The organism is Streptococcus infantis, assembly GCF_047464415.1.
Taxonomy (GTDB): Bacteria; Bacillota; Bacilli; order Lactobacillales; family Streptococcaceae; genus Streptococcus; species Streptococcus infantis_AE.
Map to the genome: position 1 here is coordinate 33413 of NZ_JASHBX010000013.1, position 25014 is coordinate 58426.

The 25014-nt window shown below is 34.0% G+C and carries 27 protein-coding genes and 5 pseudogenes; 3 read left to right on the forward strand and 29 right to left on the reverse strand.

Translation table 11 applies throughout. The features are described from left to right. Positions 1 to 71: 71 nt before the first annotated feature. The 5 genes and pseudogenes from QM460_RS08245 to QM460_RS08265 all read right to left on the reverse strand — a co-directional run bounded on the left by QM460_RS08245 (position 72) and on the right by QM460_RS08265 (position 4153). A complete protein-coding gene (locus tag QM460_RS08245; protein WP_414289787.1) occupies positions 72 to 311 on the reverse strand; it encodes a hypothetical protein in 240 nt (79 codons plus the stop codon). A gap of 126 nt (positions 312 to 437) precedes the next feature. Beyond that, positions 438 to 935, reverse strand: coding sequence for a hypothetical protein (locus QM460_RS08250; RefSeq protein ID WP_414289788.1), 498 nt, complete (start codon positions 933 to 935; stop codon positions 438 to 440). Between the two features lie 92 nt (positions 936 to 1027). Further along, positions 1028 to 1338: pseudogene (locus QM460_RS08255) on the reverse strand (competence protein TfoX). A gap of 408 nt (positions 1339 to 1746) precedes the next feature. Continuing rightward, on the reverse strand, positions 1747 to 3519 hold the full coding sequence (locus QM460_RS08260; RefSeq protein ID WP_414289789.1) for an oleate hydratase: 1773 nt from the start codon (positions 3517 to 3519) through the stop codon (positions 1747 to 1749). 142 nt (positions 3520 to 3661) lie between these two features. Beyond that, positions 3662 to 4153, reverse strand: a complete 492-nt coding sequence (locus QM460_RS08265; protein ID WP_414289790.1) for a TetR/AcrR family transcriptional regulator — start codon at positions 4151 to 4153, stop codon at positions 3662 to 3664. A gap of 644 nt (positions 4154 to 4797) precedes the next feature. Here QM460_RS08265 and QM460_RS08270 point away from each other — a divergent pair. Genes QM460_RS08270 through QM460_RS08280 form a run of 3 tightly spaced genes read left to right on the forward strand, consistent with a single transcriptional unit; the run spans position 4798 to position 7126 of the window. Beyond that, positions 4798 to 5595, forward strand: a complete 798-nt coding sequence (locus QM460_RS08270) for a MerR family transcriptional regulator (RefSeq protein ID WP_414289791.1) — start codon at positions 4798 to 4800, stop codon at positions 5593 to 5595. Positions 5596 to 5597: 2 nt separating this feature from the next. Next, the gene (locus tag QM460_RS08275) at positions 5598 to 6404 is read left to right on the forward strand and encodes an ABC transporter ATP-binding protein (protein WP_414289792.1); all 807 of its coding nucleotides are present in this window, start codon (positions 5598 to 5600) and stop codon (positions 6402 to 6404) included. A gap of 5 nt (positions 6405 to 6409) precedes the next feature. Further along, on the forward strand, positions 6410 to 7126 hold the full coding sequence (locus QM460_RS08280; RefSeq protein WP_414289793.1) for an ABC transporter permease: 717 nt from the start codon (positions 6410 to 6412) through the stop codon (positions 7124 to 7126). Between the two features lie 114 nt (positions 7127 to 7240). Here QM460_RS08280 and QM460_RS08285 read toward each other — a convergent pair whose 3' ends face one another. From QM460_RS08285 to QM460_RS08400, 24 genes and pseudogenes are all read right to left on the reverse strand, one after another. Continuing rightward, positions 7241 to 8095, reverse strand: a complete 855-nt coding sequence (locus tag QM460_RS08285) for an ADP-ribosylglycohydrolase family protein (protein WP_414289794.1) — start codon at positions 8093 to 8095, stop codon at positions 7241 to 7243. Between the two features lie 43 nt (positions 8096 to 8138). Further along, positions 8139 to 8768: an ABC-2 transporter permease gene (locus QM460_RS08290; protein ID WP_414289795.1), complete on the reverse strand. Its 630-nt coding sequence runs from the start codon at positions 8766 to 8768 to the stop codon at positions 8139 to 8141. Further along, positions 8768 to 9616, reverse strand: coding sequence for an ABC transporter ATP-binding protein (locus QM460_RS08295; RefSeq protein ID WP_414289796.1), 849 nt, complete (start codon positions 9614 to 9616; stop codon positions 8768 to 8770). Before QM460_RS08295 ends, QM460_RS08290 begins: the two co-directional genes overlap by 1 nt. Further along, the gene (locus tag QM460_RS08300) at positions 9609 to 9989 is read right to left on the reverse strand and encodes a GntR family transcriptional regulator (protein ID WP_301559575.1); all 381 of its coding nucleotides are present in this window, start codon (positions 9987 to 9989) and stop codon (positions 9609 to 9611) included. Before QM460_RS08300 ends, QM460_RS08295 begins: the two co-directional genes overlap by 8 nt. 213 nt (positions 9990 to 10202) lie before the next feature. Beyond that, positions 10203 to 10334 (reverse strand): annotated as a pseudogene (locus QM460_RS08305) (ADP-ribosylglycohydrolase family protein); the annotation flags it as partial. 11 nt (positions 10335 to 10345) lie between these two features. Then, positions 10346 to 11152, reverse strand: a complete 807-nt coding sequence (locus tag QM460_RS08310) for an alpha/beta hydrolase (RefSeq protein WP_414289797.1) — start codon at positions 11150 to 11152, stop codon at positions 10346 to 10348. Positions 11153 to 11298: 146 nt separating this feature from the next. Further along, the gene (locus QM460_RS08315; protein WP_414289798.1) at positions 11299 to 12048 is read right to left on the reverse strand and encodes a lysostaphin resistance A-like protein; all 750 of its coding nucleotides are present in this window, start codon (positions 12046 to 12048) and stop codon (positions 11299 to 11301) included. A 178-nt stretch (positions 12049 to 12226) separates the two neighbouring features. Further along, positions 12227 to 12835: a Type 1 glutamine amidotransferase-like domain-containing protein gene (locus QM460_RS08320; RefSeq protein WP_414289799.1), complete on the reverse strand. Its 609-nt coding sequence runs from the start codon at positions 12833 to 12835 to the stop codon at positions 12227 to 12229. A 56-nt stretch (positions 12836 to 12891) separates the two neighbouring features. Continuing rightward, complete coding sequence (gene aac(6') / locus QM460_RS08325) at positions 12892 to 13320, reverse strand: aminoglycoside 6'-N-acetyltransferase (RefSeq protein ID WP_414289800.1); 429 nt, start codon at positions 13318 to 13320, stop codon at positions 12892 to 12894. A 441-nt stretch (positions 13321 to 13761) separates the two neighbouring features. Then, the gene (locus tag QM460_RS08330; protein WP_414289801.1) at positions 13762 to 14604 is read right to left on the reverse strand and encodes an AraC family transcriptional regulator; all 843 of its coding nucleotides are present in this window, start codon (positions 14602 to 14604) and stop codon (positions 13762 to 13764) included. A gap of 142 nt (positions 14605 to 14746) precedes the next feature. Beyond that, entirely contained in the window at positions 14747 to 15061 is a 315-nt protein-coding gene (locus tag QM460_RS08335) for a TfoX/Sxy family protein (RefSeq protein WP_414289809.1), read from the reverse strand. Positions 15062 to 15125: 64 nt separating this feature from the next. Next, entirely contained in the window at positions 15126 to 15554 is a 429-nt protein-coding gene (locus tag QM460_RS08340; protein ID WP_001033924.1) for a VOC family protein, read from the reverse strand. Positions 15555 to 15580: 26 nt separating this feature from the next. Next, positions 15581 to 16198 carry a DNA alkylation repair protein gene (locus QM460_RS08345; RefSeq protein WP_414289802.1) on the reverse strand — a complete coding sequence of 206 codons (618 nt, stop codon included), beginning with the start codon at positions 16196 to 16198 and terminating at the stop codon, positions 15581 to 15583. 312 nt (positions 16199 to 16510) lie between these two features. After that, positions 16511 to 17794, reverse strand: a complete 1284-nt coding sequence (locus QM460_RS08350) for a cellulose synthase (RefSeq protein WP_414289803.1) — start codon at positions 17792 to 17794, stop codon at positions 16511 to 16513. Positions 17795 to 17869: 75 nt separating this feature from the next. Beyond that, positions 17870 to 18214, reverse strand: a complete 345-nt coding sequence (locus QM460_RS08355; RefSeq protein ID WP_045606823.1) for a hypothetical protein — start codon at positions 18212 to 18214, stop codon at positions 17870 to 17872. A gap of 303 nt (positions 18215 to 18517) precedes the next feature. Further along, positions 18518 to 19078, reverse strand: a complete 561-nt coding sequence (locus tag QM460_RS08360) for a hypothetical protein (RefSeq protein WP_414289804.1) — start codon at positions 19076 to 19078, stop codon at positions 18518 to 18520. A 207-nt stretch (positions 19079 to 19285) separates the two neighbouring features. Beyond that, positions 19286 to 19435, reverse strand: a pseudogene (locus tag QM460_RS08365) (DUF4343 domain-containing protein); the annotation flags it as partial. Positions 19436 to 19468: 33 nt separating this feature from the next. After that, positions 19469 to 19561, reverse strand: a pseudogene (locus QM460_RS08370) (hypothetical protein); the annotation flags it as partial. A gap of 75 nt (positions 19562 to 19636) precedes the next feature. Further along, positions 19637 to 19759 (reverse strand): hypothetical protein, encoded by a 123-nt coding sequence (locus QM460_RS08375; RefSeq protein ID WP_414289805.1) that lies wholly within the window; start codon positions 19757 to 19759, stop codon positions 19637 to 19639. Positions 19760 to 20049: 290 nt separating this feature from the next. Further along, positions 20050 to 20310, reverse strand: coding sequence for a hypothetical protein (locus QM460_RS08380; RefSeq protein WP_049529624.1), 261 nt, complete (start codon positions 20308 to 20310; stop codon positions 20050 to 20052). 30 nt (positions 20311 to 20340) lie between these two features. Next, a pseudogene (locus QM460_RS08385) lies at positions 20341 to 20805 on the reverse strand (hypothetical protein); the annotation flags it as partial. Further along, positions 20795 to 21793 (reverse strand): hypothetical protein, encoded by a 999-nt coding sequence (locus QM460_RS08390; protein ID WP_414289806.1) that lies wholly within the window; start codon positions 21791 to 21793, stop codon positions 20795 to 20797. The pseudogene QM460_RS08385 and the gene QM460_RS08390, both read right to left, overlap by 11 nt. A 572-nt stretch (positions 21794 to 22365) precedes the next feature. Then, entirely contained in the window at positions 22366 to 23724 is a 1359-nt protein-coding gene (gene rlmD / locus QM460_RS08395; RefSeq protein WP_414289807.1) for a 23S rRNA (uracil(1939)-C(5))-methyltransferase RlmD, read from the reverse strand. 74 nt (positions 23725 to 23798) lie between these two features. After that, positions 23799 to 24773 carry a DUF1002 domain-containing protein gene (locus tag QM460_RS08400; RefSeq protein WP_414289808.1) on the reverse strand — a complete coding sequence of 325 codons (975 nt, stop codon included), beginning with the start codon at positions 24771 to 24773 and terminating at the stop codon, positions 23799 to 23801. Between the last annotated feature and the right edge of the window lie 241 nt (positions 24774 to 25014).

A 25014-nucleotide genomic window follows, 5' to 3' on the forward strand; every position in this document is an offset into this window, starting at 1 on the left:
TTTACGTTATTACTCATTCTCAGGTGGTACTACTGTTGAAAAATAAAAGTAAGACATTAAATTTTGTCAATCTACTTCTTAAACTTTAATTCAAGTATTTTATTATAACCTTCATAAAAACGATCTCTTGTTACCACTTCACCTGGATATTTCTCTTCTAGAAGTTCATAAAATTCAATTGGTCTAACCCCTTCTTCCGCCAAATCTTGAAGGAATGGACTGCATAGCCTCATCTCACCTTTACTCGATTGTTTTAATAAAACTCCGTATATAGGAATCTTAGTTAATAGATTATAGGTAATCTTTTTCATAATATTTATCTCCCACATAAATTTGGATTAATTAGCAAGCCTACTTAACAAAATGATGCTGCTCATAGCTTGACTTAATTTTAGAAAAGAGGCCAGTAACAAACTTAAGCCCAGCCTCTTAGATAATCATTTTTCTTTGTTGCAGATAATGTATGCTTTGATGAAATCACTACCCACAACAATGGTTAACGGAACACTCAAAACAACTTCATCAGTTTTGCCATTCTCATACTCTTGTCTTTCTTCAGGAGAGTATAGGTACATAGCTATTGAATAGGTGTTCCCAGCCTCCAAGTCAAGATCCATACTGATATTTTCTGATTTGATATTGATTGTTTGATTCAGTCGAGTCTCAGTCGTTTTATAAACGCCCTCAATTGTATATCTCCCTGGAACTAAAGCAACTACCTTTTCTAGGTTTTCTCCAGTTATTGGATTAAAGTCAGCAAGATTCTGTCCATTAATTTTAGTTTTTGAACAGTATAAATGAACAATAGCTTTATCACTATTATCACTAACAAAGCTAACAGCTTTTTTCTTTCTATTGCTATATACAATCATAAATCCAACAAAAAGCAAGAGCCAAAGGACAAGAAAAAATACAATAATATAAGTTGAGTTCATCATATATCTCCTATATTTTCTTTACTTTTTAACTACATTATAGCACCAATCATTGACATGGATCAATATTTAACATAACTCTTACTGTCTCATCAAACTTTCCTAAACTTCTTTTCTGGAAGTTCAGAATACATGCCATTTAGAAGTTCTAGAATGAGTACCCTGTCCTCAAAACTATCAAATACGTACATAAGAGTTTTTGAGCCTTCATATGGATAACGCAATTCAGAATCTGCAAGAAGTCTATCCGATATCCTTGTTCACTTTAAAAACAGTTCACGATTGCAAATCTCCCCTATTAGTTTACCGTTAAAATCGACAAGATATCCGCCATCATGGATTTTATGACAATATCACCAAACTCAGAAAAACTGTCATGGACATATTGGTTAAATTCATTCATCTTAATTATCTCCCGTCAAATTCAAATTTATCTAGCTCCATTATATCAAGTAAACCCGACTTTATATAAGTAAAACAAAAAAACAATACAATCTTCTAACCACAGTATTTCTAGTTAGTTTTATTCTTTCCTTCAGCTTTAAAAGATGAATCTTTAACACAGCATTTCTTTTATCAAGAATACTGATTGTATTAATTTCTATATTTTCATTGAAATTTATTAAAATCAGAATATAATTTTCAATTACTGATCATTCGAACTTCTCTACCTCTAACAAAATTTTATAAAAAAACGGTTTATGATTTTCGCTTAAATTTCCAATTCTAAAATAAAAACACGAGAAAAAACTCTACATTTGAGCCCTTTCTCGTATCCTATTATCTCAATGATTATACCAATTTATATCAACTAAATTAAATTAGCATCTTTAAGTAGTTCCTCAATAAATGTTCCCTTGATTTTCTTCGCAGCACGTTTTTCAAATAGTTTCACTAAGAACGGAACTTTTACATCGGCTAATTTCTTGCCATCCATCAAGCGGCTTGTTGATTTTGTAAGAACGCGTAAATCGTAAGCTGAAGCGAACACTTCTGGTACACCACGATCGACATCAAGCAATGTATATACAGCTTCCATCGCTGTACGAACAGAATATTCTGTTGTAAACACTGTATCGCGAGGAGTTTCAGCGAAGTTACCAATGAAGGCAATATTCTTAGAGCCATTTGGAACGACGAGCGGACGGTCGCCATCTTTACGAGCCATGAAGTAGCTTGTGATATAAGGCATGTAGCAAGGAACCGTGTTGCATCCTTCGCTAGCAAATTCATGAATCAATTCTTCTGGAACACCCATGTGGTATAACCATTCTTCGGCAATTTCAATCCCTGTACATTCTTCAATTGGTTTTTCCACATAGTTTCCTTTGATTCCTGAATATAAACCGTAAATCCATACGACTAATTCATCTTTACTTTGTGCTTTAAAGTGTGGTTGACGGTTTAATGTATAGCTCATCATCCAGTTTGAGTCGCGAACTGTTACGATTCCTCCTGTTACCACTTTTCCAGCATAAGGATCACGTTTTGAGATTTTTTGAATGTATTCAGCGATACGTTTATCTTTTACAGTTGTTGTAGCTGAAACGAACCAGCTTTGGTCTGGCAAGTTTTCACAGAATACTTCTGGATGTCCGAAGCGTTCATCTTGTTTGGCTAAGTTTTTCCATAAGCTCCATGCTCCACCTAATTCTTTTGAAATTGGTGCTGGAGTATTGTTATCCCCGTATGTTGTTGCAGCAGTAATACTACCGTTTGTCACGAATACTAAGTCGTTTTCTGTAAGATTGCGTGTTTCTAAAACGCCACCTACTTCTAACACAAGTTCTTTAGCAATCATGTCACTTCCAACGTGTTCAACAATCACATTTTTAACGACTGTATCATACTCGAATTGAACATTATGTTTTTTCAAGTAGTTCACGAGTGGTAAAACGAGTGATTCGTATTGGTTGTATTTCGTAAATTTCAAAGCAGATAAGTCAGGTAGACCATCGATATGGTGAATGAAACGTAAAATGTAACGGCGCATTTCAATCGCTGAATGCCATTTTTCAAAAGCAAACATACTAGCCCAGTAAGTCCAGAAGTTTGATTCAAAGAACTCTTCACTGAATACATCGGTAATTTTTAGCCCTTGTAATTCAGATTCAGAGGTCATATATAATTTCACCATTTCTTCGCTTGATTTATCGCTTAAAGTGAATTGGCCATCATCTGGAATGCGTTGTCCTTTGTTTTCAATCACACGACATTTTGAGAAGTTAGGGTCTTCTTTGTTAAGCCAGTAGAACTCATCTAACACAGAAGCATCTTCGACTTCAAGTGAAGGGATTGATCTGAATAAGTCCCATAAACATTCGAAGTGGTCTTCCATTTCACGTCCACCACGAATAATGAATCCGCGTGTTGGGTTTAAGATTCCGTCCAAGCTTCCTCCTGCAAGTGGAAGTTCTTCTAAAATATGAATGTTTTCTCCTTTCATTTGGCCGTCTCTGACTAAGAAAGCAGCGGCTGATAAGGATGCAAGTCCTGAACCAACTAAGTAAGCTGATTTTTGATCAACGCCTTGTGGTTTTTTAGGGCGAGCAAATGCTTCGTAATTTCCATTTGAATAGTACATAATATAGCCTCCATAAATGATGTTTTATTTACTATGCTATTACTATAAATCTAATCAAAAAATAATACAATTTACAAATTAGGGTGTTTGTCAAAAGGTTAGACAAACACCCTAATTTGTAAAGTAATATTTTAATTTTGGTTTAAAAATTTGAAATAATGCTCCCCAACATAACTCTTTCAATCTTTTCAACTAATTCATCAGCAGTGCTAGGCATCTGTTTTTCAATCCAATCTAAACCAATACCGACCAGAGCATAAGTATAAAATGAAATTGAAAACTCGACTTGTTGTGCTTCTTCACCCGTAACCTGGATTTCCTGAAAAATGAGATTTGTCAAAAAACGTTCTACTTCTTGATTTAAGAATTTTTCTAAATATTCCTTTCCAAATGAGCGATAGGTATTCAGTACAAAACTCCTATTATCAGCAATATATTGAAAAATAGAAGCAAGAGCATCTTGCCAATTATCATAAGTTACATCTTTCCCCACCAAAATTTCAGTATCCTGAAGATAAATCCATTCTACCAAATCATAGATATCTATGAAATTATTATAAAAAGTTTGGCGACTAACACCGCAAGATTGGGTTAAATCATTGATAGTGATTTTGCTTAGTGACTTTTCTTCCATCAATTCTTTCAAGGTTGAAGCTAGAACCTTTTTTATCACAGTTGTCATCTTTCATACCCTTTCACATCATTTTATAGCTAACATTATAACAAATTGTAAAATCTTATCAAACTTTATTCATCTAACGACATATAGTTTAAGAGAAATATACTGTTCATTCTAAATTGATAAATATTGGATTTAAAGCTATTAAAAAAATTTCATTATTTTTTTGATAATGTCTAAAATGAATCACTTGTTATCACATCCATCTAGTATTGGAAATATTTTAAATGATAGAACGAACAAGAGGAGCTAGCTTGAAGTTATATCTGGCCAACTAGACCGAGATTTCTCATCAAATCAATTTGCTTGCCAACTTATGAACTTGTTTTCTGTTTTTACTTTCAATATTTCAACCATCAAGCTCTTCTTATATCTAACTCTATTATATCAAGAAAATTCAATTCTAGATAGTTTGAACAAAAATAATACAACTCTCTAACACTTTTAATATGATAGTCTCATATACTAATATCCATTATGTTTCACAATTCATTTGCAGCTAATGGAATTAAATTTCTCTATCTTTTTTCTAATATTTCTTATAAAGCGCTTGCTCATGACCTTACGTCATGATGTATAATATATATTAGGAGGTGAGAATGATGGCAAAATTCAGAGCAATCCCTGAAGGTTTTATGACAGTTGGGGAAGTCGCAAAGAAAATGGGAGTTACAGTCCGTACTCTACAATACTACGATAAAGAAGAATTGCTTTCTCCATCTGCAGAAAGTGAGGGAGGACGTAGGCTTTATACCGATAAAGATTTAGTTATGCTTCATCAGATTATATCCTTGAAATCACTTGGTTTTTCTCTGAAGGACATAAAGGGGCGTTTGAACTCTTTGAAAACTCCAGCTGAAGTTGCAAATGCTCTTACAGAGCAAGCAGATGATATTCGCCAAAAAATAGAACAACTTCAGGCTTCATTGTCAGAAATAGACCAGTTAAAAGTTGAAGTTTTACAAATACAGACGGTTGACTTTAAAAAGTATGCAGATATTATTGTCAATCTTCAAATGAAGAATGAATCTTACTCTCTGATTAAACGTTTTGATGATGATACGCTGGATCACATACGCAGTCGATTTGACAAGAAAAGCGGAGTAGACTTTATGGACAGATTTAATCGCCTAAGTGATGAGATTGTGCGACTCCAAAAAGAAAAGGTGCCCGCTGAAAGTAAACAGTGCCAACAAGTTGTACAAGAATACTGGAGCTTGATCATGGAGTTTACAAATGGAGATTTGACTATGCTTCCGAAGTTGTTGGAAATCGGTAATATTGACACCGCTACTAACGCTTGGGAGGAAAAGCAAAAAATTGTTAACTCATATTTAGAGCCCGCTTTGCAAGTTTATTTTTCAAGACTTGGAACCAATCCCTTTGAGGAGGTGTAGGCATGAAATACGCAATAGAGGTTCGTGGATTAGAGAAAAAATACGGAAGTAAGATGGTCCTAAAAGGTCTTGATCTTCAAATCGAAAAAGGAGAAATTTTTGCTCTGCTCGGTGTGAACGGAGCTGGTAAAACAACAACGCTTGAATGTATTGAAGGTCTGAGAAAATATGATGGAGGCACTGTTATTGTAAACGGCAAAATGGGAATTCAACTGCAGTCATCTTCTTTGCCAGCTCATATCAAACCTATGGAGGCGATAAAGCTCTTTGCAAAATGGAATCAGACAAGCATTAATAATGCCATGCTGAAGGCTCTTGGAATAAAAGAAATTGAGAAATCACAATATCTGCAATTATCCACAGGACAAAAAAGAAGACTACATCTCGCCCTTGCACTTATCGGAAATCCCGATATTATTTTCCTCGATGAACCGACAGCGGGACTTGATGTTGAAGCAAGACTAGCCCTCCACGAACAAATACGGAATCTCAAATCACAAGGGAAAACAATCGTTTTGGCAAGTCATGATATGGCTGAAGTTGAGGCCTTATGTGACCGCATTGCTATCTTGAACAGTGGAAAGATTGTCTTTTGTGGCACTCCTTCAGAACTGACAGACAAGGTTGGAAGAAGATATTATATCCATTTGAAGACTCAAGAAGCAGAGAAGTCTTTTGAAACGACCAATATTGAGGATACCTTAATTTCATTATTGAATGAATGCAAGCAGAAAAAAATTCAGATATTGGATATTAAGGTTGATCGTGGCAGCTTGGAACAGCATTTCATAAAAATGGCAAGGAGGTAATCAGAATGAACTGTTATTTATATAGTCTAGTATTACAGTGGAAATTAGATATACGAAACAAATCTCTCTGGGTTACTTTCTATATTGTACCGCTTATTTTCTTTCTCATCATGGGTGGTATTTTTACTTCTGTTATGCCTGAAATGGGAAGTACGCTCATACAATCTATGATAGTCATGAGTGTCTCAATGGGAGCCTTTCTTGGCTTGCCATCTTCATTGGTCGAAATTTATGGAAGCGACATTAAAAAGATTTATAATGCTAATGGTGTCCCTATTTATTTAGGATTGGTGAGCATACTTCTCTCTGCCTTTGTTCATCTGATGATGACCTGCATTGTAATCCTGCTACTGGCCCCTATTTTATTTGAAGCAAGTCTGCCGACACAACTTCCCTTATTCTTTCTTGCGCTGTCCATCTACATGATTGTGTCATTATGTATTGGTAGTTTACTAGGGCTTACTTTAAAAAACCAAGCAAAGCTGACCATGATAGCGCAACTTGTATTTTTACCTTCAATTATGCTTTCGGGGATTATGTTTCCTATTAGCTTACTACCCGATTTTCTCCAAATATTAGGGCGAGTTTTCCCAGCTTATTGGGGATACAGATTGATGCTAGAGAATGATTTTAGTCTTGAAAACCTGTGGTATCTAATTCTTGTATCTTGTATTGCAGTAATGACTTGTATCTTCCTCTTGAATAAACAAAAATCTGAGTAAATACCTGAATAGAGCAACGTGAATCCATGGCAACATTAGCTTTAAAGCAAAAGCGACGAGATTGTTTCTTATCTCGTCGCTTTGCTGTTTTTAGTTGTCTTTATCTAATCTCTGTTATGTTATTGAAACTTCTTTCTCCCACCGTCTAAGCACATCTTTTAAAGGCTCATCTAGATATGTATAGACCTTTTCCTTAATCCAATCAGGAATTCCATAAGCTGCCTCTGCTATACTTCCTGTGATGGCAGCAAGAGTATCGCTATCCCCACCAAGGGAAATCGCATTTCGAATAGCATCTTCGAAGTCTGTACTTTCAAGAAAGGCAATGATGGCCTGAGGGACCGTATTCTGGCAAGTCTCATTAAATCGATAATGAGGGCGAATTTCATCTAGTGTTTGAGAAAGATTATATCCATACTCTTGTTCTATGTGCTCCTTGATAAGTCTCTTACACTCTGTAGGATTATCGTTGATCGGTTTTCCATAGTCACCACTGTAACCTCCAAAGTAATAACGACACATAAATATAGTATCAGACGTCGCCATAGCTCCTTTGATCCCCTCTGGATGGTTATGAGTCACCTCTGCAGAAAGTCGTGCAAGAGCTCTTCTGGACGGCCAGGCTCCTGTTCTGGCACAGAAACTACAATCCATGACCCAAGCACAAGGAGAAACACGCATGGCAGAACCATTTCCAAAGCTATTATATGGTTCTCGATCGTTGCCCTCAACCCAATTACTAAATCTTGCACCGTAACCTGCATCAGGATACATCCTCCCATATTTCTTCATGGCGTCAATAAAGTTATCCTTCTGACCGCCATTCATAATGGCTTCTGCAACAGCACAGGTCATAACTGTATCATCAGTAAAAAAACAATCCTCACGAAATAAAGGAAAATTCTTGGTTTTAATATTGTTCCATTCATAAACAGAACCTACAATGTCTCCTACTATTGCTCCCAGCATAAGATTCCTCCTTTTTAGTTTTTATAATCAACTCTCAACTTCTCTAATATTCTTTTTTCTCCATAATTAAAATAGATATTTTTATAGCAATTCCTATGATAACAATACTGACAAAGACTATTCCAAGAAAAATCATTCCCCTCGAATTATTTAAGAAGAACTCTACAACATTAGTCAGTAAATCTGATTTTGCTTTTAAAAGACTAGATAGAGCAAATACTGTAAAGTAGGTTATAACCATAATCAACCTACCTTTTTCAGCACCGTATTTAAGGATAAACGGAAGTTGAATAGCTGATATCAGAATACTAGCAACTAATGTAATTAGTGAGATAAATATGATATTATCTATCGACATCTCACTTTTAATTACCAATTGAACAAATAAACATACTGAACCGAATAGCCCAAACACAAATGCAAAAAACAATTTACTCAATACAAAGCTACTCTTTTTAATAGGCATTGAAAAGGCAAATTGTTCAAACTTTGATTTCGTATCATAACCAAAAGCGATAGCAGTTAAAATTAACGGTATCATTGTACAAATAAGCGGTATCATAAAAATTTCATTTTCATATACCTCATACACAACGAGTGCAATACAGAGAGTAATCGATAATAGTAGTGTTTTCTTTAAAGTAGCTATATCTTTTAATATCAATGCAGTCATTATCTTTTATCTCCTTTCACAAAATAAATCATAATATCTTCGATAGATGGTTTTTGTAATCCTATTTCATCCGGAACAAGATTTCTTTTAACAAGTAACTCTTGTCCAAATGAGTGTAGCCTTCTCCCAATTATGGCTTCCTCATTAAGATCTTTAACTTCTTCATTAGATAAAGTACAGATACCATAGTTTTCCTTGAGTTCATCCTTTGGTTCTACAAAAAGAACTTTACCATCATTGATAAAAGCAATATAATCTGCTACCTTCTCTAAATCTGATAGGATATGTGACGATATTAAAATTGTATGATTTTCATCTTGCATAAAGTCAAGAAGAAAATCTAAAATTTCTTCCCTTACTATCGGATCCAAACCACTCGTAGCTTCATCCAATATAAGAATTTCTGCATTATGAGATAAAGCTACTGCCATAGATAATTTCATTCTCATTCCACGAGAATAACTTTTAATAGCCTGTTTTTCAGATAGATTAAATTTCCTTTTTAATTGATAAAAAAATTCTCTGTCCCACTTTGAATAAATCCTTGAACAAAATTTTTCCAAATCAACAAGTGCCAACTCTTCTGGAACTAACAACTCATCAAACACTACTCCGATTTTATCTTTCAGTTCAATACTGTTAGGATTATCATAACCTAAAATTTTAATTTCTCCTGAATCTTTCTTAAGTAATCCTAACAACAATTTTATGGTTGTACTTTTTCCTGCACCATTTTGACCAATGTATCCAACGATAGTCCCTTTAGGAATAGACAAATCTATCGGTCCTAATGTAAAGCCATCAAACTTTTTAACCAAGTTTTTGATTTCAATAGCATAATCACTCATATTTCCCCTCCATGTAACTACTAAACATCTCCACCAACTCATCATTGGATACACCTGCAATTGCTGAAAGCTCAACAATATCTTGTAACTTTGATTCAATTTGTTTCAAATATTCTTCACGAATAAGCTCTTTGTTCTGAGCCGCAACAAAATTACCTTTACCTTGAACTGAATTAATGAAACCATCAAGTTCCAGTTCATCAAAAGCTCTTTTAGCAGTTATCATACTCACTCGTAGTTCTTTTGCTAAAAATCTGATTGATGGCAATTGCTCGCCAACCTTTAATTCTCCCGAAATAATCTGAGCTTTTATTTGATTTTTTATCTGCAAATAAATCGGATCATCATTTGAATTATTAATTTGTATATTCACACTCCATATCCTCCTAACTATCCAACTGTTATCTCTGTTTTATCTGTTTATATTATAGCATAACAGTTATATTAGTTCAATATTTAACAATCTGTATGAGTCATATTATCGTTTAAATTGATTACTTTTCGATTGTAATTTTTGGTATAACAAAAAGCCTTACAATCAAGGCTTTTATAAATTTTTTTGCTAGAAAGTTTTAACGTTTTTACCAGCAACAGCACAGGTCATAACTGTATCATCAGTAAAAAAACAATCCTCACGAAATAAAGGAAAATTCTTGGTTTTAATATTGTTCCATTCATAAACAGAACCTACAATGTCTCCTACTATTGCTCCAAGCAAAAGATTCCTCCTTATGGCATATCCGATTCGTTACACGTTTCCGATGAATCACTCTTTAAAAATGGCACCACCAAATCAATCCACTCATGAGGCAGGTAAGCTGATAAATAGCCGTGATTATAGTCCTTTGCTTCATACAAAATTGTATTTGAATGTAGCTGATGAAATAATTTCGCTGATTCTTTCACGCAGTTCAATTCTTTTTCACCATAGATATACAGAACCTGAGCCTTGCTAGCAAAAATCATATCTTTCAGCTTGTAACGCCCCATATAGTTTTTGTAAATGGTCACCAATGTTTTGACAGGCGTCCTTGGCAAATCCTCCAAATAATAAGCTTTTATTTCCTCTGGATAAGTCAGTTTAGTATAGAGTTTGTTCATCATGCTTAACTGAAGTTTGCAAGAGATTTTATTGAACATCAACTTACCAAATAGAGACACTAGAAAGATGCTGATTTTAGCTAACCTTGGTTGAGGAATGCAGAGGCTTCCGTCTATGATGGCCTTCTTAGCAATTTCACTGTCTAAAGACAAAAGCTCCATGGCAATTTGACCACCAAGTGAAACACCACCGATTGCAAACAATTTCCCACCACAGTTTGCTTTGATATAGTCTAGAATCTCCAAAGCAGAATCTTCAGTAGAAACATAATCAAGTTGATATTCTTCGCCGTGGCCATTCAAGGTGGGTAGAATGACACGATACTCCTCCGATAAGATCCGTGCTTGACGAAGATAATTCCACCAAGAACTGCCACCACCATGTATCAGTAAAATAGGAGGCAAATTCTTATCACCAAATTCATGGAATTTCATACTTAAACTCCTTACTAAAGGACTCTCACTAGATAAATACTTGTTCAATCAGTTTGAACAAGTAGTAATGCCTCATCAAATAGAAAAGTCTCTAACATTGATCATCTAATTAGCAAATCGTTACTTTCAATAATGGACTTCCTGTTCTAAAATTTAAAATATTTTTCCTTACTAATTCTATTACTAGCCAATATAGTATAAATTAAATAAGCAATAAAAATGATAATAAAAATAACATTAATTTTTAACACAAAATAGAGATTTAACAAATTTGCGAACGCATGAAATAATATACAGTAACCCACTGATTGGGTTTGACGGTAAAGAAGCCCTAAAACAAAACTTAGAAATAATGTATATATAAAAAATAAAATAAAAGGAAATCCTTGATGACTTTCTCCAACTATAAACCATAAAGGCAGATGCCAAATTCCCCAGATTGAACCTACAATCAAATTAGATTGCCAATAAGTATATTTTTTATCAAGTAATGGTTGTAATATTCCTCTCCATCCTAATTCTTCATGTCCGCCACCAAAAAAAATTAGTTGTATAAAGAATAATGGCATCAGATAAATTGATACTCCATTTAATTCTAAAGAAGATACAGAAAATAGTATCAAAATTGCTAACAGGTGAATAATGAAATAAATACTACTATTTTTTCTTTTATTAAATACAAAATGTTTAAATTTTATATTATTACTTTTCAAATAAAAGCCACTTGCAATAGCTGGACCGAGTGCACCTACTATATGTAACATTCTCCCTATAAATGTTTCTAATCCCAAAATATGAGATTGAGTAAAGATGGCAAGAATCCCCCAAGCTATATAAGTAATTCCAAATGCAAAACAAAGATAATTTTTTAAATTCTTTTTGTCAATTTCTGTCATTTTATCTTCCTTATTTTGATTATTTTATGAATAATATTTTTTACTGCTTCTTAGTTGCTATCGATTATAACTACCTATATTCTATCACAAAAACACAAAAAAGCCTTACAATCAAGGCTTTTCATTATTCATTTCGTCAATACTTTAGTTTCGTAGATTCAGATTCGCATGATTAAAACTAGTCAATTTTCTCAATAATGTTTCCAAGTTTATCTAATACAAGACAGGAATGATCATTTAGTGGAATTATGGGAACACTGACGAGTTCTTCTGCTCTATCCTTATTAGCTTTGTCATTCCAGGAATCATAATGGACACTAATTAAAAACTGACTAAAGAGTCCTAATCCATTTTTTATCTTTATCTGATAATCTGAATTATCATTAGGTGAGATATAGACTTTTTCTCCTAATAATAGGGCTCCTGCAGAAAACCCTATAACTTTTGCCCCTTTATTAAGCATATGATCGATATAATTTTTGAACTCCTGATTGACATAAGTAGCTAGATACTTTTCCGTATTTCCACCACCAATGATAATTAGATCAGCATCTAGATAGCTATCAAAATCAATCTGCTCAGTGTCCAAGAGTAAATAATCAGTGTTTAGATTAGGAAATTGACTTTGGAAAATTTCCGTGTACTTTTTCATATAGGGTTGCCAATTATCTCGAAAAACTGTAAAAATAACAATTCTTTCAATCTTGCTTGATAATACAATTTTATCAACAATGCTATATTTCGTTATTGGGGGATTCCCACCCATCAAAAAAATTTGTTCTTTCAAGTTAACACACTTTCTAAAGATACATAAAGTTTAACAAGTTTATTCATGTTTCTAAATTATAATTTCTTCTTAAAATGAATAATTCTATTTGCCTCCTGAAATCCAATATTGAGATGAAATCTTATAGAATCCGTATTCGTTAAAGTACAGTCACTTGCAAATTCCTTACATCCTTTATTTTTCGCCCATTCCTCACATTTTGTACAGAGATTTTTAGCAATATCCTTTAAACGATATTCCTCGTCGACAATAATCCCTTCTAAGAATCCAACAGGACTATATTTACAACCTTCAACATAATCAAATCTGAGTGAACATAGTGCTAGACCTACAATTGTGTCACTTTCAACTTCAGTAAAGATTGCAGTATTTTTGCCATTCGTATATCTTTTTACTTCATCAATAGCTTCTTTATCGGTCAATTGGGGCCATAATTGTTTCATTAGTCTAGCCGTTTTTATAGAATCTTTTGTTATTCCATCCATATTGATGTTCCTCCGCAAATTACAAGCAAATGTTTCGAATCATGCTGTTACTTTGTTACTCATTGATTGATACCAATACCATCCCCTTCTACTTTTCACTGTCTCAAATCGGAAGAGCAGAGCCACGCACTCAGCGGTTCGCTGTTACCGTATCGTTTCGTCGTAATCTCCTCACTCTACGACGGCTATACCCCAGGGCACCTTCTCGACCTTCGGTCTCACCTTGTCGCATGGGCAGAGCATCTACTTCTACTTCGCTAAAGTATCAGCTCGTACAAGCAGTGATACCGCCTCAACATGGAACGAGTGAACACCAAGTATGTCAAGTAGTTGATTTGTATGCGGAAACATATCCACTAAACTATTTAACGATAGCTTGAGGTTATCGTTAAAAGGTATTACCTCGGCAAACTGGAATTTTCCAGCTCGACAAGCTGGTTTTTAAGCTTTAGTTATCGGAATCCAAAGTTCCATTTTGTAGTCTTTGCTGTGCATATCACCTTCATAGTAATATTCAAAGTCAGGTTTTTCTGAATGAATATAGCCATGCTCAGGGAAGAATACTTCCATTACATATTTCCACCCGTTATGAATGCACTCCGGAACACTTCCTACTAATTCTACAACTGCATACTCTGCTTCTTCCACTTCCAAAACATCTAAGCCCATACTTGTGGCTTTATCTACATCATTAACGATATAACCAGCCATATAATTTATTGTGCTTGAATTTTCCACATCATGGCAAACGCCCATACTTTGATCGCTTCCCAAACTTGCAAGTTCATCGTGACTGTATTTTTTATATAGCTTATTCCATACACTCGGACATAATGATGAATTGATGCTTTGTTCATTTACCCCTGCAACTGTAAATGCTTGTTTCTTTTGAATTGTAATGTTCATGCTTCTTCCTCCTCTTACACTTAGTGCTAACTGCACTCGTGATACTAATTTGAATGGTTTTCCATTTCTTACCTCAGAAGGAGTAAATCCATGAAAATTTTTAAAAGCTGTTCCAAATGAATCTGATGACTCATATCCAAATTTGAAAGCAACATCAATAATTTTTTCATCCGTATTTCTTAATATAACGGCTGCTTCCGTCAATCTTCTGCTTCTTAAATATTCTGAAAGCGTTGTTTCAGTCAGAATAGAAAACAAGCGACTGAACATTGAATACGAATATCCGGATAACTGAGTTACTTTCTTTTCATCAATTTCATCATCAAGAACTGTTTCAAGATAATCAATCGTATCATTAAACGACTTGATAATATTCATTTCGATTCCCCCTTTCCTTCAGTTTATTTTAGTATAGAGGAAAATTTCTTTTCCTACCCTACAATATCCGTACAAGTTTTACAAGTTTCATCTCATAGAAACTTATACCTTGCTAAGTTCAACAAACTGACGCTTGTTTGTCTCATTTAGCTTTCTTGGGTTTCTTTTCTGGCAGTTCCGCAAACATACCTTTCAGTAGTTCAGTAATCAAATCCATATCCTCAAATCTGTCGAATACATACATCAATGTCTTTGAACCCTCATACGGATAACGCAATTCTGAGTCTGCAAGAAGTTTATCCGATGTCGGCGTTCTCTTTAAAAATAGTTCATTATCACAAATGTCACCTATCAGCTTACCGTTAAAATATATAAGGTATCCGCCCATCATGGATCTTATGACAATATCACCTGCTGCGGAAAAAATCTCACGAACAAATTCATTAAATTCATTCACCATGATTACCTCCTTCAAAATCAAATATACCTTACTTTATGGCATACTCTTTCCCTATTTATCCTCAAAATTTCAGCAATCCATTTTCATCAAATTGAAAATTCGGTCCCCATGAAACTTCCCAATAGTATCCATCTAAATCCGAAAAATATGCGTGATATCCACCCCAAAAAACTTCCTGTGGCTCTTTTACAATTTTTCCACCTGCTTTTCTTACTAATGCAATTACAGTCTCTACATCTTCTTTATGTTCAACATTGTAGGCTAATGTAATTCCTGAAAATCCATTCCCTTTTGGTGGATTATTTTCATCAATATCTTTTGCTAATTGTTCCAAAGGAAATAGTTCAAACTTTGTTCCCGGAGTATCAAAAAAGCATACTGACGGATTATTTTCTCTGCAATCAGTCTTATATCCTAAACCATCTCTATAAAACTTTATTGACCTTTCCATATCTTTCACACCTAAACAAATACAAGTAATCTTGTTCATCGTTACCTCCTATGAATTCTTATTTGTCATACAATCAATTTACTTGCCAACTTGTAAACTTGTTTTATCTCTTTACTTTCTAATTTCCAGCTATCAAGCTCAATTTTAATCAGCTCTGGAAATTTCTTACTAATATCCCTTAAAGCATTTCCAACTGATTTTCTCACATATTCGCTTGCATCTTCTTTTAAGTTGGCAATCCTTTCAATAGCTTCATTCGGATTTTCCTTGAAATATGGTCTACTTGTCCATATTCTTAGTCCCTCCGTAACAGCTCTCCTTGTATTAGGATTATTGTTTTTTAACCATTCATCAATTATTGGAAGTGCTTTTTCATATCCTTTTTTCTTGCAGAATTCATCAAATGCCTTTGCCAACACTTCCTGAACTCTCCAATTATCATCTTTTGAAACTTCATCTCGCATAAAAGCTAAAATATCATCTTGTTCTGATAAGTATCCCAAAAGAAATACACTGTACATTCTAACTTGATATACATTGGATTTAAAGGCTAGAAATGCTAATTCTTTAGTATACGCATTATCGTTTGATTGATAGTCAGCAAGAGCTCTTTTTTCTTCTTCTTTAAATCCATTTTCTATCAAAGAAAATTCTTTTTCTAAACTCGCAATATATTCTTTCATGTAACTTGACCCTGACACTTAATTTTAATTATTTTTCTATTTTTGTTTCAAGTTTATTTAAATAATCTTTTATCTCATTTACTAATCTTAATCTTGTTTACTTCCTTTTCATTTCCTGCAGGATCTAGACCAATCACCAAAACACAATCTTTTCAGATGTTGAGTTATCAAATTCAAAGCCTCTAACCCCAAGTTTTGGATCTTTCTTTATTACATCTAAAGCACCTTTTGTTTTTTTATAAACTCATTAATTGTTGAACTATTTGTCATAATTATAACTCCATTATTTACAGCTTTTTATAATAAATAAAGTTACCAGTAGTACCTTTTCTCACTTAGATATTGTTCTTTTTGTTCTCTAGAATTTTCATGATTTCTAATTCCTAGTAATTCGTCTGTTGAAGAAACTATTGGGTCGATCCAGTCAGCTTTGGATCTAATCCAATCAATTTCCTCCTTACTAAGTTTCCCTGCTATCTCCAATTTATCAGCCATTAGTCTTAAATCATTTGCTGTTTGAAAATCTTCTAGCATATTCAGAAGAGACATTGTCCGCTTCTTCTCATCTTCGATTTTATTTTGTAATTTTCTTTTTCGCTCCTGCTCCTCTTCGTATTGTCTTTCTCTCTCTTCACGTTCAAGTCGTAAGTTCTTAACTTTATAATACTCTTGGTAAATTAAAACGATTATTTCTGGTATTGATTGTTCAAGTGTGAATTCTTTAGTATCTTTAATGTATTTACCATCTATTATCTTAAATCGAAATTTTCCATTTGGAATATAGTCATACTTCTTTATTCTTGGTTTAAAAGCATATCTATTAAACTTAACGCTATCATTGTACTCTGCAAGTTCTTTAGCTTCTTCTTTTGTTAATTCATGAATTACTTTGTCTGTTGATTCTATAACTTCAAAACGAACAATATCCTTTTCAATTTGAATATCCCAATTTGAAGTTACATTATCGCCGATTTTTTCAATTACAGTAACTAGTGTATCTAAAAAGCGATATAAACGCGGAAGAGAATTTAGTGAAATATTTTTTACAAATTTAGGTTCTTTTAAATCATTATATCTGTGCCTAGAATCAAAGTAAGGATAAGAAGCAGCTTTTTCCCTCTTATTCCACTCTGAAATTTTATCTCTTAGATTAGCTACAGATTTATGTAATCTCTTATTTGGAGACTGATTTAGATTTGAAACTGTTTCAATAATAAGCTCTATTTTATCGTCCTCTAAAAATGATAATGAACTTCTTATACTAGTTGTATCAAGTTTAACAGTATCTTCTTTTTTATCTTCCGTACTATCTTCTTTATGTTTAGCAGCTTTAATTCTACTGTTCTTTAAACTTTTTCTATCAATATGAACCTCATTTATGTCATTTTGTGGTAATGGAACGATAAGTTCACTTAAGTCTTGTCCAGTATTCTTACGATACCAATAACTACCCTTTGGAATTGGGATTTCAAATTCTTTACATTTCTTGAGTAAGTCAGAATAACTTAAATCATATTTCAATGAAACTTGTTTCGCACTTATCTCCCAGATTTCTTCATAGAGTTCTTCTCTAGAAAAGGTCTTTATCATCTTCATTTGAAACACCTTTACCCTTATACTTTACATCACTGTTTTTATATTTACCAAGCGAAAACGCAAATTCAAAAACTTCTAATTCTTCACTTCTGCATTTTCGCTTAATATAAAAAGTAAATCTTGTTTTAAACCGTTAAATTCCTCTATAATTTTATCTAAACTAGCTTCAATATTTTCAACACGGATCTCTGATAGCTTACCGTGATTGTATGAAATCATTCTTTCGGCGATAATATGATATGACCAACTCTCTGTGAAACGTCTGTCTCTTTCTTCATTATGAATAGCAAAACCAATTGGAAGAAGATTGTTTCTAAGACCTATCGCAACTGCCTGTGAACTTATACCTAAATAATCACCAGCGATTTTTAATGTGATTTTATTTAATTTTCTAATATCTTCGTCGGTATATTTCGGCATGTTAGTACTCCGTTGTTATAATTCAAAATGCAATATCATCTATGTAAAAATATCTTAATACGATGTTATCTAGTTGCTTTCCCTAATAATCAAATTAATATGTAGCATACCATACTATGAAAGCTAATAATCTAAAATCAATTCAATGAAAAATTATTATTAATCAAAAAATAATCTCTTCAGATTTATAGTTACTATCTTTTCAAGCTAAGTTCATTAATTAACTCCAGATTTAGACGTAAATAGTTATTTACTATCTAGGTCAAAACCAATCTGCCAAAATCCCATATCAAGTATTTTCATTTAAGGATATAGCATATCAGCAATAATAAAACTTTTTTGGACTGAATCAAATTGTTCTATATTTTTCTCATAAAAATCTACTAGTTGTAAAATAGATTTAATATTATAGGTACCAATTGCAATCTTTTGTGATCTTACCCCAGAAACAAAATATCTATCATATGCCGGAACACAATCGAGTGTGCCCATCAGTATCTTTGTGATTAGTGTTTCTGACAAGTTATTTTTTAGTGCTGAACCTTTTACTTCACGCCTGATTTCATCATAATAATTAGCAATAAATTCATTTATTTCCTTTAGCAATTTTTGATTACTTTCATTTTTAAAATCTTTACATTCTATTCCTGCTAGAGAATCATATTTATTGCTTAAGATTTCTCTTACTACAGGTATATGTACTCTATAATCCTTTTGTAATAAGAATGAAGAACCTCGATACATCCCCCAACTTGCTAAATAAAATGCAAGTTGTAAACTCAGGTAATCAAGATTCACATCATTCTCTTTTCGAGCTGTCATAAAATGTGAATAGCAATGCTCCCCATGAACGATATCTATCATTTTCATCAGCTTTTAAATCGTTATAAAATTCAGTTGATGATTTAATTAGCATATCGATTGTTTCTATACTTTCTGCTTTCCTAATCAATTTTCAAATATATAGCGTTTTCATTATTTTCTTAACCTATTATATCATTATTCAAAACAAAAAACTGCAACTTACTAGGTGCAGTTAAACACAGATTTACTTCTGTTCCTTTTAGAAACTTATATTTTCATTTTGAGGCATAGTAAAAACATCATTTTTTCAAAATAAGGTTTTACCATTTCTTTCCATCTAGCCTTGTTAAATTTGATTGATTTTAAAGGAGATAGGCCATAATTTCCCAATGCATAACCAGCTGTCACTTTCTTAACTTCCGAGACCTGCTTATCAGAGTCAGTCTGTACTTTTGAAAGAGCGACGCTTGTTTCCACAGCTGTTTTTGTAGCCAGATTGACTTCCTTATCTGTGATAACTTGAACAGCTTCATGCTTAGCTACTTGGGCTACTTTATCTAATTCCTCGTTCGAAACGGCAAAGGTTAATTCTCCACTTGCCTGACCACTTAATTTGGCTTAGTTTATGTGTTCAGCACTATCAGCTGGCTTTGCTTGTGTAAGATTGGTGGCAGGATTTTCAGTTCTCACAACCTCATCTGCATGAACAAGTTGTCCACCTAGACCAACAACTGTGATCATCAGTGTTCCAATCGTAATCGAACAAAAGGGCGGTATTTTTTGCTTTTACGAAAAACATGTTTCTCACTTTTTTCTTGAATCAACATGTGACTATCTCCTGCAATTTATATTTCTCTCAAATCCTACCAAAAACGCCTTGAAATGGTTATCGCAGAAAAAAGAACAGCAAAAAAGCCACCTGAACTAAATCAAGTAACTTGAACATAAAAAACGGGAAAACTAACGCATCAGTCCTCCCAGACATAAACAAGTATGTCACATTCCAATATACCTATGTTACTACAATTATTTTAACTATCTAAAAAATCTTTCAAAATTTCAAAAACTTCATTTCGATTCAACAAAATATCATCATTTTGAGGAATAGTTGATATCACAGACTCAAGTTCTATCACAAAACGGTGCATATCTGCTTTCACCGTGTCACTAGAGGTTATATTTGATAGCTTTTCACTCCCTACTAATAAAGCTGTTAATCGAGTAATGTCGTTCAAATGTTTTTTAATGGCTTTACTTAAACCTTGAGTACCTGTGGCAGAGCGTTCTCTCATATCCAACCAAGCTTTAGCCTTGAAAATAATTAAACCACGATTACTCAACACCGAGTATCCCTGAATGGATTCTTTTTCATGCACTAATATATTATAATAATCCTTATCCAATAATAAGGCCGACAAACTAGCATCTTCATCAAAATGTAAGGGTGTTTCTCTCCCCTCCTTCTTTAATGGGTATTCTGGTAAAATGCTAAATAGTTCAATCATAGAAGGAAACTCAGGCTTATTGGTTGTAAATCGAAATAGCTGTGCTTTTTCATCCTTCTGACTTCCTTGATATTCTCCCAATTCTAAAAAGTGATTCAAGGTATCATAAAATTCCTTATTTTTTAATTCATCAATGATTACCATATCATAATCTTTTGTTGTCCGACTTTTAAATCCTTGCGAATCCAGTATAATAGAGGTTGCAGTCCCTCCAATCAAAACATAATAGTCTTGAAAATTCGCAAACATTTCTTGAAAAATAGCTTTCGTATTAGCTGACATCATCTTCTCCTAGATACTGTAATATATTATTTTTTAGTGCTTCAATCTCTTCCTCCACACGTGGATCATCATCATCTTTTAAGGTCAAATAAAGTGAAATAGGATCTACAAACTGTCTATCTTGATTTTCTTTAAAACCGTTCCAAAATTCAGATACAAAAGGACGATATCGCCATATTTCTAATACCTTGCCTTCTAAAACATGCTGAGATAATGGCAAGGATAATTTATTGAATTGTCTCTGTGATATGACATAGCTACTATTTTCATCCGATTCAGCTAAAAAGGTCAAATAGGATAAAGCATAAGTACCACCGTATAGAAGACTAGAAGCAGATTTTATATTCTCTAGATCTACATTGGGCAATAAGAGCCGTTTTTTGATTGGATTAAATAAATAGGACTCTGATTTTAAGAATAATTCTTTCTTTGATGCAGTATAGGTGTAAAGTTTATTTGGCTTATTTAACCAATCTAAAGTTTTAAAAGTCCTCAAACATCTATAAATCGTTGAGTTTGGAAGTCCAGTTACCTGTGAAAGTATATCAACATCTACTACTTTTTGACCTTTTGTCAATAAAAAGGCAATCCAAGTTAATTGTTCACTAGGTGTTAATTCTTTAGATGCTACAACATCATCATTAGCATTCAATACTAATCCCAATGGAGGAAAAAAGAGATTTCCCTTGAAATCTACAAAAGGAACTCTAGCTTGAAGGAGTTGTTTTTTTTCAATGTCTGATAGCTTTGAAAATACCAAAATAATATCCATGCTAGCTTTTTCACCCATAATACGAGCTTGAGTAACAAATGAGTCTAAACTTCCTCTTCTCTTTTCTTTAATCAATAAAAATGACTCCTTATGAAACTTCATTTGAGCATATTGAAATCTTTTTTCAAAACTAATTGGTAAAGTTAAAGCTATTTTTTCAACACTTACATTAATATAAAACGATTGAAAAATAGAAATTATCTTTTTAACATTCATTGTTTTTCCTTTTTATCATTTTGTATGTATTTTATCATTTTAAATGATAAAATGCAAGTTTTTTGATAATAAAAAGTGACTTACAAAAGATAAAAAAAGCGAGAACACTTATCAAAATGTTCTCGCTGGATTCATTTATTACTGACGTATCTATTTTTTGTCTACGCAGTCGACATTCAAACAGACGTTCACATCAATGTATTTTTTTTGCACCTTTTTTATGTCAAAATCACTCTTTTCAATAAAGACAAAATGCTTGAAAAAGTGCTTAAAATCAAGAATTTTCACCCTTTTAGTCGTTGTAGCAACACTACACATTCCACATAGTGCGTCTGTGAGACTCAAAAGGTTTGGGTGAACCTGGATTAGACACGTTTTACTAACAAACTCACACATTCAGCGTTTCGGACTTACCGTATCGTTTCGTCGTATACCCCTTACTCTACGACAGCTATCCCATGGGCAGAACATCTGTTTCTACTTCGCTAATGCCTCAGCTCGTATAAGCAGTGATACTGCCTCAACATGGTGCGTCTGCGAGACTCAAAAGGTTTGGGTGAACCTTTTGAGGATTAACCCCGTTTCACTAACAAGCTTACACACTCGACGTGGTGCGTTTGTGGAAACAGATCAACCGGCTGTACTTTCTTCAATTCATAGCCCAACTCTTGGTAGAGTTTAATATCACGCGCCATGGTGGCCACATTACAAGAGATATAGGCGATACGATCAGCTCCTGTTTGGGCGCTGGCTTTGATAAAGCTTTCGGTCAAGCCCTTGCGTGGTGGGTCGACTAGGATAGCAGTTGGTTGGATGCCTTCCTTGAGCCAATTCTTCATGGCATTTTCAGCTGTATCGCAGACATAGTGGGCATTGATGATATTGTTTAAGGCAGCATTCTTCTGGCTATTCTCTACTGCTTCTGAGATAACCTCTACGCCATAAACTTCCTTGACATGCTTAGCGACAGATAGTCCAATGGTCCCAATTCCTGAGTAAGCATCAATGACCACATCCTCTGCTCTTAACTCCGCAAAGTCAATGGCTGTTTGATAAAGCTTCTCTGCCATTTCGGTATTGACCTGGTAAAAGGCTGGTCCAGAGATTTGGAAATCATTGCCCAACATTTGGTCAGTAATGTAGTCTTGACCATAAAGCGTACGCCATTCTTTCCCAAAAATTGCATTAGTATTCTGGTCATTGATATTCTGCATAACAGACACAATTTCTGGAAATTGTTTGATGAGTTGTTCAATCACCTGTTCAACTCTGAAAATTTTAGGACGTGTAGTCACTAAGATAACCATGATTTGTCCTGAATGATGTCCACGACGTACAACAAGGTTACGAATCAATCCTGATTGTTCCTTCTCATCATAAGGCTTCAAGTCATAGCGGCGAATCAAATCTCGTAAAGCTACAATAACTTGGTCAATGACTGGATCCTGAATGTAAAAATCTTCCAATGGCATAAGGTCATGAGAATTCTTACGGAAGAAACCAGTTTCTAGAACACCATTAACACGACGAACAGGTACCTGAGCCTTGTTGCGATACTTGATAGGATTTTCCATACCAAGAGTATCAGCAACCTCTACATCCATGATTCCAGCAATTTTATAGAGGCTATCTTTTACTTGCTTGGTTTTGAACTTGAGTTGTTCTGGATAAGCTAGATGTCCCAAGTCGGCGATCCCTGAACGCAGGTAAGCCAAATCTAAATCTTGGTTGCGATGTGGTGATTGCGTAAGGTATTCCTCGACTTTACCAAAGCCAATCTTCTTGTTGACTTTAAGGACACGCATGAGGATTTTCTCAGTCGGAAGAGCATTCTCAACAAAAAAGACCAAGCCATCTACCTTAGCAACACCTGCTCCTTCATGTGTCAAATCGACAATCTCTACTTCTACAATATCATTTTTCTTTAACATATTTTTCACTTTCTATCAGCCAACAAAAAAAGACGGCAACTGTTCTGTTACCATCTATTATACCATGAATTAGCCTAAGCACCAAAACTCTTGAAAAAGTTTACAATTGCTTGCCAAATAGCACTGAGGATATTGCCACCGTCTTGAATAGCTTTATTAGCATCAAATTTAAGGTCAATATTGCTGAAACTATCACCTGCTTGTGCGACGATACTTTGTTTCAGATCTTTTAGCGTCTTAGTAAAGTCTTCGTTATTAAGAATATCGCTCTTTGAAAGATTGAAGGCAAAGTTGATGATGACATTGATCTGGTTTCCTGTTATAACCTGATCCAGCTTATAATTTTTCAACGTATCTTCAACAATCTTACGAACATCATCTTCAGTAAGCTCACCTTTGGACTCTTTTGCTTTAGCGATAGCAGATTTGATATCGGCAAGGGCTACATTGAGTTTATTGGCATCATAGCCTGATTTGTCCTTATTTTCATCGTTGATGTCTGACAAGGCTTTTAGTTCTTCCTGAGCTAGGTCTTTATTTTCTTGAGGAAGTTGAACACCATTAGCTTCTAGTGAATAGTAAATACCTGCTAGGGCACTTTCACCTGTTACAGGGATTGGTGCAGCAACGGTGATACGAGCATGTTCCACACCCAAGGTAACAGCCGCATTACGGTACATATCTTGTGTCACTTTAGTAATATTTTCAGGGGTTTCAATCTTCACTTCAAGTGGAGATTTTTCACCCAATTTTTGAATTTTTGCAGATGAATAGAGCTGGAGACTAGAGTCATTGGCGACGTTCATAATCTTTGAATAGACATCTGGCGTCATAGTCTTCAGTTCTTTGGTATCTGTAGAGGCATTATAACCGAGTTTTTTTAATGTTTGATTTTTTTGATCTTCAGTGAGAGAAGAACCCAAGACGTACTCAGGTTGAACATAAGTTTCATCAATTACTTTTTGAACATCAGTGGCTGCTTGAACGCTTTGCAAAGTTGCAACTGCTAAAAGAACTGCAGCACTAGTCAGAAAGAATTTCTTTCTCATTGGACGCTCCTCCTTTTCCATTCTAGCATACCTTACAAAACTTAAAAAAGTCTTATACAGTTACTAAATCATATTGAGTAAAATTATCTCACTGTTCAGAATACAAGAAAAGAGGGCTCTATAATATTTGTAGTGGGTAAATCCCCTATGGATCTTATGGAGCCTATTTTTGTGTAGAAAAAAAGTCCCATAAGATCTATAATGAAAAGCGACCAAACCATCATTAGAAAGAATCATATGG